General features: G+C 38.4%; 16 protein-coding genes. All 16 read right to left on the reverse strand.

Features of this window, described 5'->3' with window-relative positions:
* Positions 1 to 552 precede the first annotated feature (552 nt).
* Positions 553 to 810: an HPr family phosphocarrier protein gene (locus tag ACN6MX_RS14185; RefSeq protein ID WP_419959515.1), complete on the reverse strand. Its 258-nt coding sequence runs from the start codon at positions 808 to 810 to the stop codon at positions 553 to 555.
* Between the two features lie 18 nt (positions 811 to 828).
* The gene (gene whiA, locus ACN6MX_RS14190; protein WP_419959516.1) at positions 829 to 1,770 is read right to left on the reverse strand and encodes a DNA-binding protein WhiA; all 942 of its coding nucleotides are present in this window, start codon (positions 1,768 to 1,770) and stop codon (positions 829 to 831) included.
* Positions 1,771 to 1,798: 28 nt separating this feature from the next.
* Positions 1,799 to 2,770 (reverse strand): gluconeogenesis factor YvcK family protein, encoded by a 972-nt coding sequence (locus ACN6MX_RS14195; RefSeq protein WP_419959517.1) that lies wholly within the window; start codon positions 2,768 to 2,770, stop codon positions 1,799 to 1,801.
* A 4-nt stretch (positions 2,771 to 2,774) separates the two neighbouring features.
* Positions 2,775 to 3,659: an RNase adapter RapZ gene (gene rapZ / locus ACN6MX_RS14200; protein WP_419959518.1), complete on the reverse strand. Its 885-nt coding sequence runs from the start codon at positions 3,657 to 3,659 to the stop codon at positions 2,775 to 2,777.
* Positions 3,660 to 3,662: 3 nt separating this feature from the next.
* The gene (locus tag ACN6MX_RS14205) at positions 3,663 to 4,133 is read right to left on the reverse strand and encodes an NUDIX hydrolase (RefSeq protein ID WP_419959519.1); all 471 of its coding nucleotides are present in this window, start codon (positions 4,131 to 4,133) and stop codon (positions 3,663 to 3,665) included.
* Between the two features lie 198 nt (positions 4,134 to 4,331).
* Positions 4,332 to 5,282 (reverse strand): thioredoxin-disulfide reductase, encoded by a 951-nt coding sequence (gene trxB / locus ACN6MX_RS14210; protein ID WP_419959520.1) that lies wholly within the window; start codon positions 5,280 to 5,282, stop codon positions 4,332 to 4,334.
* A gap of 69 nt (positions 5,283 to 5,351) precedes the next feature.
* Entirely contained in the window at positions 5,352 to 6,881 is a 1,530-nt protein-coding gene (locus ACN6MX_RS14215) for a tetratricopeptide repeat protein (RefSeq protein ID WP_419959521.1), read from the reverse strand.
* A 76-nt stretch (positions 6,882 to 6,957) separates the two neighbouring features.
* Positions 6,958 to 7,584: a bifunctional phosphoribosyl-AMP cyclohydrolase/phosphoribosyl-ATP diphosphatase HisIE gene (hisIE, locus tag ACN6MX_RS14220; RefSeq protein WP_419959522.1), complete on the reverse strand. Its 627-nt coding sequence runs from the start codon at positions 7,582 to 7,584 to the stop codon at positions 6,958 to 6,960.
* Positions 7,585 to 7,631: 47 nt separating this feature from the next.
* Positions 7,632 to 8,372, reverse strand: a complete 741-nt coding sequence (gene hisA, locus ACN6MX_RS14225; RefSeq protein ID WP_419962632.1) for a 1-(5-phosphoribosyl)-5-[(5-phosphoribosylamino)methylideneamino]imidazole-4-carboxamide isomerase — start codon at positions 8,370 to 8,372, stop codon at positions 7,632 to 7,634.
* Between the two features lie 16 nt (positions 8,373 to 8,388).
* Positions 8,389 to 8,979, reverse strand: coding sequence for an imidazoleglycerol-phosphate dehydratase HisB (hisB, locus tag ACN6MX_RS14230; protein WP_419962633.1), 591 nt, complete (start codon positions 8,977 to 8,979; stop codon positions 8,389 to 8,391).
* Positions 8,980 to 8,981: 2 nt separating this feature from the next.
* Entirely contained in the window at positions 8,982 to 10,265 is a 1,284-nt protein-coding gene (gene hisD / locus ACN6MX_RS14235; protein ID WP_419959523.1) for a histidinol dehydrogenase, read from the reverse strand.
* Positions 10,266 to 10,273: 8 nt separating this feature from the next.
* Entirely contained in the window at positions 10,274 to 10,903 is a 630-nt protein-coding gene (hisG, locus tag ACN6MX_RS14240; RefSeq protein ID WP_419959524.1) for an ATP phosphoribosyltransferase, read from the reverse strand.
* On the reverse strand, positions 10,896 to 12,074 hold the full coding sequence (locus ACN6MX_RS14245) for an ATP phosphoribosyltransferase regulatory subunit (RefSeq protein ID WP_419959525.1): 1,179 nt from the start codon (positions 12,072 to 12,074) through the stop codon (positions 10,896 to 10,898). The genes hisG and ACN6MX_RS14245 overlap by 8 nt, the downstream gene beginning before the upstream one ends.
* A 288-nt stretch (positions 12,075 to 12,362) precedes the next feature.
* Complete coding sequence (locus tag ACN6MX_RS14250) at positions 12,363 to 12,872, reverse strand: acyltransferase (protein WP_419959526.1); 510 nt, start codon at positions 12,870 to 12,872, stop codon at positions 12,363 to 12,365.
* On the reverse strand, positions 12,869 to 13,519 hold the full coding sequence (gene ppaX / locus ACN6MX_RS14255; RefSeq protein WP_419959527.1) for a pyrophosphatase PpaX: 651 nt from the start codon (positions 13,517 to 13,519) through the stop codon (positions 12,869 to 12,871). The genes ACN6MX_RS14250 and ppaX overlap by 4 nt, the downstream gene beginning before the upstream one ends.
* Positions 13,516 to 14,454, reverse strand: coding sequence for a nucleoside recognition domain-containing protein (locus ACN6MX_RS14260; RefSeq protein WP_419959528.1), 939 nt, complete (start codon positions 14,452 to 14,454; stop codon positions 13,516 to 13,518). The genes ppaX and ACN6MX_RS14260 overlap by 4 nt, the downstream gene beginning before the upstream one ends.
* Positions 14,455 to 14,457: the final 3 nt, after the last annotated feature.

Consider the following 14,457-nt stretch of genomic DNA (forward strand, 5'->3'; position numbering starts at 1 on the left):
ATGGCTCTGGTGCCCGGGCGGATACGCCAGTTGCTCGGGCGTTCGATGGTTTACTGAGCGGGTAACCGGCTTGCTCGGGCGGATAACCGACTTTCGCGGGCGCATGGCTCTCGTGCTCGGGCGGATAACCGACTTCCGCGGGCGCATGGCTCTCGTGCTCGGGCGTCCGATATTTTGCCGGGCGGATAACCGACTTTCGCGGGCGGATACGCCAGTTACTCGGGCGTTCGATGGTTTACCGGGCGGATAACCGACTTCCGCGGGCGCATGGCTCTCGTGCTCGGGCGGATAACCCAGTTGCTCGGGCGTTCGATGGTTTGCAGGGCGGATAACCGGCTTGCTCGGGCGCATGGCTCTCGTGCTCGGGCGGATACGCCAATTGCTCGGGCGTTCGATGGTTTACCGGGCGGGTAACCGGCTTGCTCGGGTGGATGGACCTGTCTCCCGTGCTGAAACAGAAAACAGCAGCGGAATTTTTTCAAGATACCTGGAGCATTTTCTCAAAAAAAAATAGCCCTTTCGTCTAAAGTGACTAGTGAGGCCGTTCATTTTTTATGATTCACTCGAGATGAATTTACCTAAAGCTTCTACTGCTTCCTCCGCATCGGAACCATCAGCGCTTAAACTTACTTTTGTTCCTTTGCCGATTGCCAAGCTCATAATTCCCATGATGCTCTTTGCGTTTACTTTTTTAGTATCTTTTTCTAAATAGACATCTGCAATATAACGATTTGCTTCCTGTACAAAAAGTGCAGCCTGTCTTGCTTGAAGTCCTGAAGATAATTTTACTTCCACCTGCTGTTCTGCCATTGTCTACTCCCCATTTCTTTATATTGACTCTCCATTACGGAGCGCATCTGCTATTTCATCTATTTTTCGCAATCGGTGATTAACACCTGATTTACTTACATTTCCAGAAGAAACCATTTCTCCTAGTTCTTTTAGTGTAACATCTTGATACTCTACTCGTAACCTAGCAATTTCACGAAGTTTTTCAGGTAACTGGTCTAAACCGACAGAATTCTCGATAAACCTAATATTGTCCACTTGGCGAATGGCTGCACTAATTGTTTTATTCAGATTGGCCGTTTCGCAATTGACAAGGCGGTTTACGCTATTTCGCATATCTCGTATAATTCGAACATCTTCAAATTTCAGTAAAGCTCTATGCGCTCCCGCAATACTTAAAAAGTCGGAAATCTTTTCTGCTTCCTTTAAATAAGCCACAAACCCTTTTTTTCGTTCAATTGTTTTCGCATTTAGTTCATATTCATTCATCAAATCCACCAGTGCATCACTATGTGTCTTATAAGAAGAATAAATTTCTAAGTGATAAGACGAGGTTTCCGGATTATTAACCGATCCTCCTGCTAAAAAGGCTCCTCTTAAATAAGCTCGTTTACAGCAATTTTTTTTAACTAGTTCTTTAGAGATTGAATACTCAAATTGAAAGCCATCCTTTAAAATTTGAAGGTCCTCTAACAAACTTTTTGCACCTTCTCGAATACGGCAAATATAAATATTATTCTTTTTCAATCGCATTTTCTTTCGAACAAGTAATTCAACTTGGTATGGATATAACGATTTTATGAGTGTATATAGCCTTCTAGCTATAGCTGCATTTTCTGTTTGAACGTCTAAGCTTAGCATTTTGTTACTAAATGAAAGTGATCCATTCATGCGTATAAGTGCAGAAAGCTCTGCTCTTGCGCAACAAGGCTCAGATTCCTCCTGAGTCATCTCTTTTTTAGTTTCAGAAGCAAACGACATATTCCGTTTCCCCCTTTCTCCTCGACGGTTAAACTTTTAACCCGTCTGCGTATTCTACAAGCCATTTCGCTACTTCCGTAGCATCATGACGAACTGCACCGTCACGAACGACTGCAATGTCTTTTTTTACTATATCAATATTCAATGTTTCTAATTGATCAATATCTATTTTAACAGGAGATGCCTGTTCTTGTTTATATAAATATCTCACATTTTCAGGAATTTCTTCCTTACTTATTAACACAGCATCCAAAAAGTTCTCTCCAACATGATCAATTAGTGCATTGACATGATCATATGCAGAATAATTACCCGTCTCTCCAGCCTGTGTCATTAAATTACAAATATATACTTTCTTTGCTTTGGATTGTCTAATCGCTTTTTGTATATCTTGCACTAATAGGTTTGGTAAAATACTCGTATATAAACTTCCAGGACCAATAACGATAACGTCAGCCTGTCGGATGACATTAATCGCTTCTGGCAACGGTTTTACATCTGGAGGAGTAATAAACACTTTTTCAATCTTTTTACCATAGCAAGGGATTTTAGATTCTCCCTTAATAGTTGTTTGATCTTCAAACAGTGCATGCAATGTTACTACTTGATTGGCTGCAGGTAATACTTTCCCTCGAATATTTAGCACTCGACTCATCTCAGTTATGGCATGAGCAAAATCACCTGTTATGGAGGTTAATGCGGCTAACATCAAATTACCTAATGAATGCCCTTCCAATTCTTTAGATTGAGAAAATCTATATTGAAACATTTCCTCCACTAAGGGCTCTACTTCTGAAAGAGCCGCCAGTACATTTCGTACATCTCCTGGAGGGGGTATGTCATATTCGTCGCGAAGTCTCCCTGAGCTTCCTCCGTCATCTGCAACCGTTACGATTGCCGTAATATCCAGCGGAAATTTCTTTAAGCCACGAAGTAACGTAGACAGACCCGTACCTCCACCGAGTATAACTAGTTTTTTACGGTGTTCTGTAGGTTCCATTCCTTCATTCCTTTCTAATGACAACATCACGATGTGTAATAATGGTTTTGTCCTCTTCTTTCAATGACTTTCCAAAGTATTCTGCTAACGTAACAGAGCGATGCTGTCCTCCGGTACATCCAAATGCAATGACTAGCTGGGTTTTGCCTTCTCTTTTGTATTGAGGAATCATGAAATGGAACAAATCCGTTAGCTTCTCGATTAATGTTTTAGTATCTACCCATTTTAAAACGTAGCTGGATACCTCTTCGTTTAGCCCAGATTTCAAACGTAGCTCTTCTATATAATAGGGATTAGGAAGAAAGCGCACATCAAATACTAAATCAGCATCTATCGGTATACCATGTTTAAATCCAAAGGACATGACATTAACCGTAAATACTTGATCGCCCTGAGAAGAAAACTCTTCTTGAATTTTCTCTCTTAGTTCTCGTGGTTTCATCTTAGTAGTGTTGTAAATATATTGAGCTCTTCCTTTTAAATCAGAAAGCATTTGTCTTTCTTTTTTTATACCTTCTAGAGGTAATCCAGAGTTAGCAAGGGGGTGAGAACGACGTGTTTCCTTGTACCGTCTTACTAATATCTCGTCTCCCGCATCTAAAAATAATAATTTAGGTGTAACAGTTGTTGCCGCTTCTAAATCATTAACAGATTCTGCTAAGGAGTTGAACATTTCCCCTCCACGCAAATCCATCACAACCGCAATATTTCGTGGCTGTTTGTTGGAATCTATCATTAGTTTGATGAACGTACTCAATAGCTCTGGCGGTAAATTATCAATGCAGTAATAGCCAAGGTCTTCAAAACTTTGGATAGCCACAGTCTTCCCAGCACCCGACATTCCTGTAATAATTACAACTTCCGTTTCATGCTTTTGAAGACTATCCATTACTCATTCTCCCTCCGTTGATTGCTGAATCGTTTCCTTTATAAGAGAAAAGTCTGGTGTATATACAAATGTTCCATATTGCATACCTTTTTCTTGAGCTGCAAATAATAGATTTGTTCGATCTCCTTCAGCCATAGGAAGATGGTGTAAATCCTCGACTGAATGCCATTCCAAGATACCTTCTGTCGTTACTTCATAAGGGATTCCCTCTATGTCTTTAGCGATAAAGGTAAATAACATCCACTCATCTATGCACTCTCCGTCTTCCTCAATGACCATTGTATAAATTCCTTTTAAATGAGGTTGAATAGGAACAGCGTTTGTTTCTTCTGTAAATTCTCTTACTGCAGAAACTAAAATAGATTCGCCCATCTCCATTTTACCGCCTGGTGCTACATACCAATTTCTTCTTGGTTTTTTTAATAGTAGTACTTTATTATCTTTACATACGAGTAGGTTTGCTATTCTTTGCACAAATCTTCACTCCACATCTTTCATGTGTTAATACACTATATTATACATTATTTTTCATAAAAAGAGGCTGCTCCACGATTAAAATCGCGAAACAGCCTGTCCAAATGTTTCTTATATAAAAAGGGGGTCAATTTATATTCTTTACTATACACTTTATTTATTTCAAGACTATTACAATACGATTAAGATAAAATTAAATTAAACGTTTGTGATTGTTTTGTCTTTTAAATTTTCAATATAGTGTTGCGCAGCTTGTGCAGCAATACTTCCGTCTCCTGTAGCAGTGACAATCTGACGAAGCATTTTCTCACGAACATCCCCTGCGCCGAATATCCCAGGTACAGTTGTTTCCATTTTTTCGTTTGTTACAATGTATCCATTACCATTTAAAATGCCTAAATTTCCGAAAGGTTTTGTTAATGGAAGCATTCCAACATATACGAATACGCCATCTGTTTCAAATTCTCTTTCAGTACCGTCCACGGTAGACACTAAAGTAACACTTGCTACTTTTCCATCTTTTCCATGAATTTCTTTTAATGTTGTATTCCAGATAAAATCAATTTTCTCATTTGCAAACGCACGGTCTTGAAGAATTTTTTGTGCACGTAGCTCGTCACGACGATGCACAATCGTTACTTTGTTTGCAAATTTAGTTAAGAAGGCACCTTCTTCAACAGCAGAGTCCCCTCCACCAACAACTACAAGGTTTTTCTGTTTAAAGAATGCTCCATCACAGACTGCACAGTAACTTACTCCGCGTCCACCTAGTTCTGTTTCTCCCGGAATACCCATTTTTTTATATTCCGCACCAGAAGAAATAATAACAGCTAAAGCTTTATATTCTTTCCCACTAACTTTAACTGTTTTGTAAGCTTCTCCATTAATAATTTCTGAAACATCACCGTATGCGTATTCAGCACCGAACTTTTTCGCATGTTCAAACATTTTAGTCGAAAGCTCTGGTCCTAAGATCATTTCAAATCCAGGATAGTTTTCCACTTCCTCCGTGTTCGCCATTTGTCCACCTGGAATACCACGTTCGATCATTAGAGTGGATAGGTTTGCACGAGAGGTATAGACCGCAGCTGTCATTCCTGCAGGTCCGGCACCAATTATAATTACATCATAAATTTTATCTTCAGTCATTTTAAATTCCTCCTACGTTGCTACTATCCTCAATCTATAGGATTTTTTAATACGCTTCAACTATTTTGCCTAGGAGTCAAAAAGAGGCAAAAATTGCATAAGTTCGTTAATATACTTAGTCAATGTATTAGTTGTAATGCCATATTGCTCAGCATAATATTTTTTCGTTACATTTTTAGAACGAGATGATTCAAACATATACTCCGTTGCAGCTGCTAATGCACGTGGATTTCTGAAGCCATACCCTTTCTCTAGTGCGCGTTCTACTAATACAAACCACATTTGAAATAGAAACATATCTTCATGCTCTAAAGGCTTATATTTATCATACAACAGGTCTGTCGCTGCAATTGCACGTAAAAAAGCTTTCTCAGCAGGTAATTTTTCGTCAAAATCATGACCTAAAGAATTGGCTAAGAATAGCTTCTCCATCGTTGTTAAATCGTCCACTACAATCCATTTGGGATGTGAGATTATTTCTTGACGATGTTTAGATTTACCTAACAAATAAAAACCATAAATACGTTCGCTCACATGCTCATGCTCTATCTTTTCTAAAATATATTCCTTTTGAATTTTAGAAGTAGCGTCATTAGAGTCACTTTTTAGCGGTAGCCAAGGTTCAAATCCAGCCTTTTCCGGATCTAGTTTCAATAATGCCTTCCAAGCATTTTTTGCAACTTCATCATATCCAGAAAAATAAGCCGAATGAGACAGCCAGAAATAAAATCCTGGATCTCCTTCAAAACCTTTTCGTTGTAAGCTTCTTAGCCACTTAAATGCTTGTTCATATTTGCCTATTAACGCAAATGTTGCACCTAACTTATAGCGATGTTCAACAAAATAAGGGTTTATCTTGGTTAGTAATTCTACGATTTCTTCCAGTTCTTCTTCATTTTTTTCATAATAATAAATCACAGCTAAATTACATAGTGCATGGATATTGCCTCTATTTTCATGGAGTACATCATGTAGTAATGCCTTAGCCTGTTCTTCTTCTCCAATATAAAAATAAGCAAGGGCCAAATTATTAAATGCTGCCCAAAAATCTGGATGATCCACCACGATGGATTCTAATAATTCTACTGCCTCGGCAAATTTACCTTGCTCCATTAAACGTCTCGACTTTTCTTGTAAAAATAATGCTTCACCAGACGGCGTATCTACCTGAAGTGATACTATATCTTCCTGTTCTGTGAAGTCTACAATCTCCATTGCCTCTTCCGTGTATTCCCCTTGAATATCCATTTCCAAATACATTGCAGCGAATTTATTGGCCTCTACAAAGTTCCCAAGATGAGCATTTACCTCTGCCAAAAAGAATACAATTTCTGACTCGTTTTGGTCGATTGCATGGGCACTTCTCAAAAGTTCATGGGCTAGTTCAAAGTTATCTATCTCCATTTGTAATATCGCATATTGTAGCAATATCATTGGATCATTGGGACTTAGTTCAGCTGCTCGTTTTAAGTATTTATGTGCTTTTTCATATTGATCTTTTTGTAGTTCATCTAATGCTTTTTTATAGTAGTATTCACCCGTAGGTAAAAACGAAATGATATTTTCTCTAAGAACCTTTTTACTTTTTTTATTCAACATAATCCTCCGAAAAATAATAAGGAACGTTTTTTATAAACGTCCCTTAATAGTATATCCTTCAGTATATCACATATATTTAATTTTTATCTGCTTTGGCTTCATGTCTTTTTTGCAACACTTGTAACAGATCATAAAAGCTAACTTGTTGGTTTTGTAGAAGGACTAATAGATGATATAGAAGATCTGCAGCTTCCCATTTCAACTCTTCCCCATCATTATTTTTGGAGGCGATAATAACTTCGGATGCTTCTTCTCCAATTTTTTTGCAAATTTTATCTACACCTTTTTCAAATAAATACGTCGTATATGCACCTTCAGGCATAGATTGCTGTCTCTCTTCAATAACGTTGATGAGAGATGTAATTACATCATAACCTACCGTATTATCCATTTTTTCTAATGAATTATGAAAGCATGTATCTTCACCTGTATGGCATGCAGGTCCAGCTGGTAGTACTTCTACTACTAATGCATCTGAATCGCAATCTGTCTTAATAGAAACTACCTTTTGAGTATTCCCTGAAGTTTCCCCTTTGTGCCAAAGTTCCTGTCTGCTACGGCTAAAAAACCAAGTTTCTCCTGTTTCAACTGTCTTGGCATAGGCTTCTTCGTTCATATAAGCAAGTGTTAACACTTCTCTTGTAATTGCATGTTGTACGATTACAGGTATTAGGCCTTTTTCATCATATGTTAAATTAGTCATGATAGTTCTACTCCTTTTTCATTCGATGGACATGAATGCTTGTTTACTTATTTGGCCGCTTCTTGTAAAGCTTCAGTTAGTGAGAACCGTTCTTTGTATAATGCTTTACCTGTAATAACTCCAGCTACTGTCGTCGTTTGCGCTAATTTTGCTACAGCTGCAATATCTTCTAAGGAACTAATTCCACCTGATACAATAATCGATAGTCCGGTTTTTTCTGCCAGTTCTTTATTTGCCACTAAGTTTGGACCTTGAAGCGTTCCATCTGTTGCAATGTCTGTAAAGATAACGTGTTTAGCACCTTTAGAAGCAAAAAATTGTCCTACTTCAACAGCAGATTGGGTGGAGGTTTCTAGCCACCCATGTGTAGCCACCATTCCATCCTTTGCATCTAGACCGATGACAATTCTTTCACCGCCGAATTCTTCTATTAACTCCACTACTAAGTCGGGTTGGGAAATAGCTAGACTTCCTATAATTACACGATTTACGCCGTTATTCAAATAAAATTGAACGTCATCCTTTGTACGAATTCCCCCACCAATTTGCACACTTACCGGAAGCTCTTTAGCAATACGAATTACTTCGTCTGCATGGGTTTTATTTCCAACTTTTGCTCCATCTAAATCTACTAGATGAATCCACGCTGCCCCTTCACCTACAAACTTTTTAGCCATATCGAATGGAGAATCTCCATAAACGGTTTCTTGCTCATAATCCCCTTGATACAGGCGCACACATTTTCCGCCTTTCATATCAATCGCAGGGTAAACTTGAATCGTCGTCATCATTACTCTCTCCTTCTTATGTGAGTAGACCTTTTGTAGAAGGAACACCCTTCACTCGATCGTCTTTTGTAATAGCATCATCAATTGCACGAGCTAATGCTTTAAAAATTGCTTCGATCATATGATGCGTATTTGCACCATAATGAACGATAACATGGACATTCATTCGTGCCTCCAATGCGAATTTCCATAGGAACTCATGAACAAGCTCTGTATCAAAATTCCCCACTTTTTGAGTTGGAAACTGCGCACGAAACTCTAAATGCGGACGATTCGAAATATCAATTACTACTTGAGCTAATGCATCATCCATTGGAACAAAGGCATTTCCGTAACGCTTAATACCTTTTTTGTCTCCTAATGCTTCTTTTACTGCTTGTCCTAACACAATACCGATATCCTCTGTCGTATGATGATCATCGATATATGTATCTCCTTTAGCTTTTATAGAAGCATTAAATAAACCATGCTTTGTAAATAGATCCAGCATATGATCCATAAAAGGGACGCCTGTATCTATTTCCGCTTTTCCTTCACCATCTAGATCAATTTCAACCCATACCTTTGTTTCGTTCGTCATTCTTTCTATTTTCGCCGCTCTTTTAATAGTCATTTTAAATCCCCCTTCTTCCAGCTTCTTGACTCTACAGATCTTGCATGTCCTTCTAATTGCTCAAGTCTAGCTAAGCGGGCAATTTTAGGATATTGCTCCTGCCACATTTCTTCGGAATAGTAAACAACGCTTGTTTTCTTAACAAAATCGTCCACACATAGCCCACTTGAAAATCTCGCTGTGCTATTCGTCGGCAGTACATGATTCGTACCAGCAAAATAATCGCCCACCGGTTCACTACTGAATCTCCCGATGAAAATGGCTCCTGCATGCTTTATCTTTTTACTTAGCTCTTCAGGCTGCTCCGTAATAATTTCCAAATGTTCCGGTGCTAGCTCATTCACTGCAGAAATCGTTTGTTCCATTGATTCAGCGATATAAATACAACCGAAGTTTTCGATAGAGGAGCGAGCAATTTCTTCTCTAGGAAGAAGCTTTAATTGTTTTTCTACTTCTATTGATACTAGTTCAGCAAGTGATGGGCTTGTTGTGATTAAAACAGAACTTGCAAATCGATCATGCTCTGCTTGAGCAAGAAGATCTGCCGCTACTTCATCAGCATAGGCAGTTTCATCTGCTATAATCGCTATTTCACTAGGACCTGCTATCATATCGATGGCAACCCTACCAAACACCTCTCTTTTAGCAAGTGCTACAAAACTATTACCCGGTCCTGTAATCTTATCTACTGCTTTGATCGTTTCGGTACCGTATGCAAGGGCCGCTATTGCTTGGGCTCCACCAACTTTATATATTTCTGTAATGCCAGCTATACGTGCTGCTACTAATACTGAATCAGGTAGTTTTCCATCCTTAGATGGCGGTGATACGATGACCACTCTTTCTACTCCCGCTACTAGTGCAGGTATTGCGTTCATTAATACGGAAGAAGGATAGGCTGCAGTCCCACCTGGAACGTATAAACCTACAGCATCAAGTGGTGAAATTTTATATTGAATATAAGAATTTTTAGCCAATGGAAAGTCAATTTGTCTGCGAACCTGCTCCGTATGAAATGCCCGAATATTAGCAGCAGCTTCTTCCAAGTCACCTATCAACTGTCTATCAAAATTAGCGTATGCTTCATCCATTTCTTCTTTGGATACTTTGAGTGTTAAAAGTTTTGCACCATCCCATTTTTCTGTATAACGAAAAAGCGCTTGATCCCCGTTCTGTCGCACATCTGCTATTACCTCACGTACTGTCGTTAAATGATCTGCATTTGCTTGTTCAACCGAACGTTGTAATGAAATTGTTTCTGTAAGCTTTTCTATTCTCATAGGATTCCCTACCTTTTATGCAATTCGTTTTTTAATTGGGCAACAAATGCATTGATTCGTTCACTTTTCACTCGATAGCTTACAGGATTAACGATCAATCGAGAGGAGATAGATACAATTTTTTCAAATTCCACTAAGCCATTCTCCTTCAGCGTCTGTCCAGTAGAAACAATGTCGACAATACGATCTGCAAGACCAATCATTGGTGCGAGCTCAATCGAACCATTCAACTCAATGATTTCCACTTGCTCCCCTTTTTCCTTGTAGAAGTTTGTTGCAATTCTTGGATACTTTGTTGCAACACGTGGAGCAATTTCATTCATCGTAGTGTTTGGAATACCGGCAGTTGCTATATAACAATTACTAATATGTAAATCCAATAGCTCATGGACATCGCGGTGCTGTTCCAATAAAACATCCTTGCCCGCAATCCCGATATCCGCTACACCATGTTCCACGTATACCGGTACATCCATCGGTTTTGCCAATATGAATTGAATGCGTTCATCCGGAGCCTCAACGATTAACTTTCTGGAATCACTAATCTCTTTAGGCAAGTTAAATCCTGCTTCAACAAATAGTTTATATGCTTCTTCAAAAATACGCCCTTTTGGCATTGCAATTGTTAATTCATTCACGGAAAGAACCACCTTCGGACACGATAATTACTTCATCGAATATTTCTTTAAATGCTTCTAAATCATTTACACTCTCTGCGTATTGCAGTGTCACATATTCGGATGTATTTCTTCTAGCTTCTGCTAATACATTTGCTTTAGAAAAAGACCATTTATCAAATAAAAGAAGGGTATTCTTCTCCTTTATTACTTGTTTCGGTAAAACTTCTAATAGCCGGTCTACACGAATACCAAATCCTGTAGCCCCTACTGTTTCATCGAATTGTTTGAACAACTCATCATAACGTCCACCATTTCCAATGGAGAAACCACTTCCTGCTGCGTGAATTTCAAATAGCATACCTGTGTAATAGCTCATATGACTCGCTAAAGAAAAATCGAACGATACAATAGAATAGTCATTCAATTGAAATTCCAGTAGTTTTTGAAGCTCCTCCACTTGATCAATCAAATACTGTTGATCGCCGTTTAAGAACTGACGGAAATCCGTAAATACATTGGAGTCTAATGTGTAATCTATAATTGTTATAAGTCTTTCTTTTTGTTCTTTCAGTAAGTTCATGCTTTCTAACTTTTGTGAGAAACCTACTAAATTTTTCTCTACTAATAGTTGTCTTAGTTTTTCAACTTGTTCTATGTTATCTGTGTTGTTTGTTAAGAAAGCAGTTAAAATTTCAGCATGTCCAATCGTAATTCGGAAGTTTTCTACACCTAAAGACTTCAATAGTTCTATCGCAGTATAGATTATTTCACTATCTGCGTATGGACTAAAATCACCAACAAGTTCAAGTCCTAGCTGCTCAAACTCTGCTGGTCTTCCACCTTCTCGCTGTTGAGCACGAAATACATCTGCATAGTAAGCCAAGCGCAGTGGATTTTTTTCCTTTAATAACTTGGAAGCTGCTATTCTAGCAATTGGTGTCGTCATATCAGGGCGTAAAACAAGCATTTCACCTTGATTGTCTACTAATTTAAACAAAGAAGACTCATCAATTGCAGAAGCCTTTCCGATTGTTTCAAAATATTCCACAGAAGGTGTTTTTATAAAGTCGTATCCTTTTCTTCGTATAAAATCTCTTGCTGTCGATCGTATATATTCTTTTTGTTCGTTTACTTCTGGGAACGAGTCTCTCATTCCAAGAGGCTTTTCGAACATTTGAATTTTGCTCATTTTACCACTCCTAAAATATCACTTTAACACACTAGAGAACTAACAAGATGAATTAATTGAATTTTATACTAGTTTATCCATTTCGTCAACTTGTCTTCTAGTTCTTCTAAGATTTTTGTATCACAAGTTAGTCGCCCCAAATCGAAAATTCAACTTTGCGAATCGCAATAGGCATCGGGCTAATCGCAAACAACTATTGAATACTTTTCTGGTGGACGATTCTTATAATCATTATTCCATCAAAAAAAGCTATTCCCTTAGTTCAACACTAAGTAGAATAGCTTTTCATTAGTTATTATTGCGCTCTAGCATTTGTTTCTTCGTATAAATAATGCGCATTGGGTTTCCGCCAACGAAGCATCCTTCTGGAACGTCTGCATTGACTAGAGTTGCCGCAGAAACAATAGCGTCATCACCAATCTTAATACCAGGTAAAATTGTTGTATTTGCTCCGATCAATACGCGATTACCAATAATGACATCTCCAATACGATATTCATCGATCAAATATTCATGCGCAAGAATCGTTGTGTTGTAGCCAATAATAGAATTGTCGCCTACTTTAATACGCTCAGGGAACATGACATCAACCATTACCATTAAAGCAAAAGACGTTTCTTTTCCGACCTCCATTTTCAGAAAGGCACGATAGAAAAAGTTCTTCCAGCTTAAAAACGGAGAATATCTAGCTGCTTGAATGAAGATAAAGTTTTTCATCACTTTCCAAAACGGAATAGTATCATATACATGCCAAAGTGAGTTTGCCCCCTTTACTGGGTATCGCTCTGTTCTTCTCATACACGCTTCCCTTTTGCAATATCAAGAAGCTCGCTCATATGATGAAGCATATAAGTAGGATTATATGTAGCTAAGAATTCTTCACCTTTGATGGACCAAGCTACAGCAGCTGTATCAACTCCAGCTCTTTGTCCACCAACGATATCATGAAAATTATCTCCGATCATAAGTGCATCTTCTTTATTTGTATCAATTCTTTGTAGCGCTATTTGAATAGGTTCAGGATCAGGCTTCGTATATGTAACGTCATCGAAGCCGACAATCGTATCAAACAACGTTTCACATTCCATTAATTGGAGACCTCTTTCAATCATCTCTCGCCTCTTAGTAGAAACGATCGCCAATTTATAGCCCTCGTTCTTTAGTTGCTGTAATGTTTCTACAACACCATCAAACGGTGCTACCATTTGGTCGTGCTTCTCTAGGTTCCATTTGTGATAGGAAGCGGTTAAAGTCTCCGTTAATGCTGGGTCTATCCCATTGAATGTTTCAAATAGTGGAGGTCCTAAAAAAGGTATAACTGTCTCCCGACTATATTTCCCAGGAAACTTTTCGCCTAATACATATAAAAAAGATTCGATAATCAATTCATTCGTATTCAATATTGTTCCATCTAAATCAAAAAGTAGCGCTTTATAGTTTTTCATGGGATTGCCACTTCCTTATGTTTACTTTGCTCCGCTTTCCTCCATACATAGGCAACTACTATCGTTAATACGAAAGCAGTTATTAATCTTATCAAAAATAGTGGCCAGATTGGGATTCCTAATGGTATAAAGATTAATGTATCTTCTACTACTGCATGACATGCCACTAAGAATATAAAGGCCAGTGTCGCATCCTTTTTACTTACCCCATCCTCTTGCACTGCTTGAATCATTACCCCTGCTCCATATGCTAGTCCAATCACAAGCCCAGCCACAAGCGTTAGTGAAGCATTTCGTTGTATACCAATAACTTTCGTAAAAGGAGCTAGCTTTTCTGAAAACTTTTGCAAATAATTCCGATCCTTTAAAAACTGGATAATAACCATTAGCGGTATGACGATTAGAGCTAATTGTAAAACGCCAAATGTAGCTTTTTGTAAGCCAAACAATATAATTTCTCCCCATCCATCAGGAACTTGCTGACTTACTTGGAGGGCACCATATTTTGCTACCTCTCCACCACCTTGCCATACAAGGTTAATAATGATAGCAGACATAATTGCCAAACCAAAGCGAACAACCAATACAATCCACAATTTCACACCCACTCGAAGGGCCACTCCAGTTTCAATGAAAATATTATGGGAAAAGGATAGCATTGTCGCTAATATAAAAACTTCCTTCACGGTCAAATCCAAAGATAGTATCCCAGCAATGCCTGCATATAAATTCAATGCATTCCCCAGCACTAAAGGAATAGCTGCCTCTCCGCGAAGACCTAATAGACCCATAAATGGCGATATCATATCGATAATCCAAGGGAGTACAGGCGTATATTGCAAAATTACTACGATTAATGTAATTGGGAAAATTACTTTACTTAATGTCCAGGTTGTTTTAAGACCAGCAAACAGCCCATTTTTCAACGTCCCCATCTT

Source organism: Psychrobacillus sp. BM2, from assembly GCF_048572895.1.
Classification (GTDB): domain Bacteria; phylum Bacillota; class Bacilli; order Bacillales_A; family Planococcaceae; genus Psychrobacillus.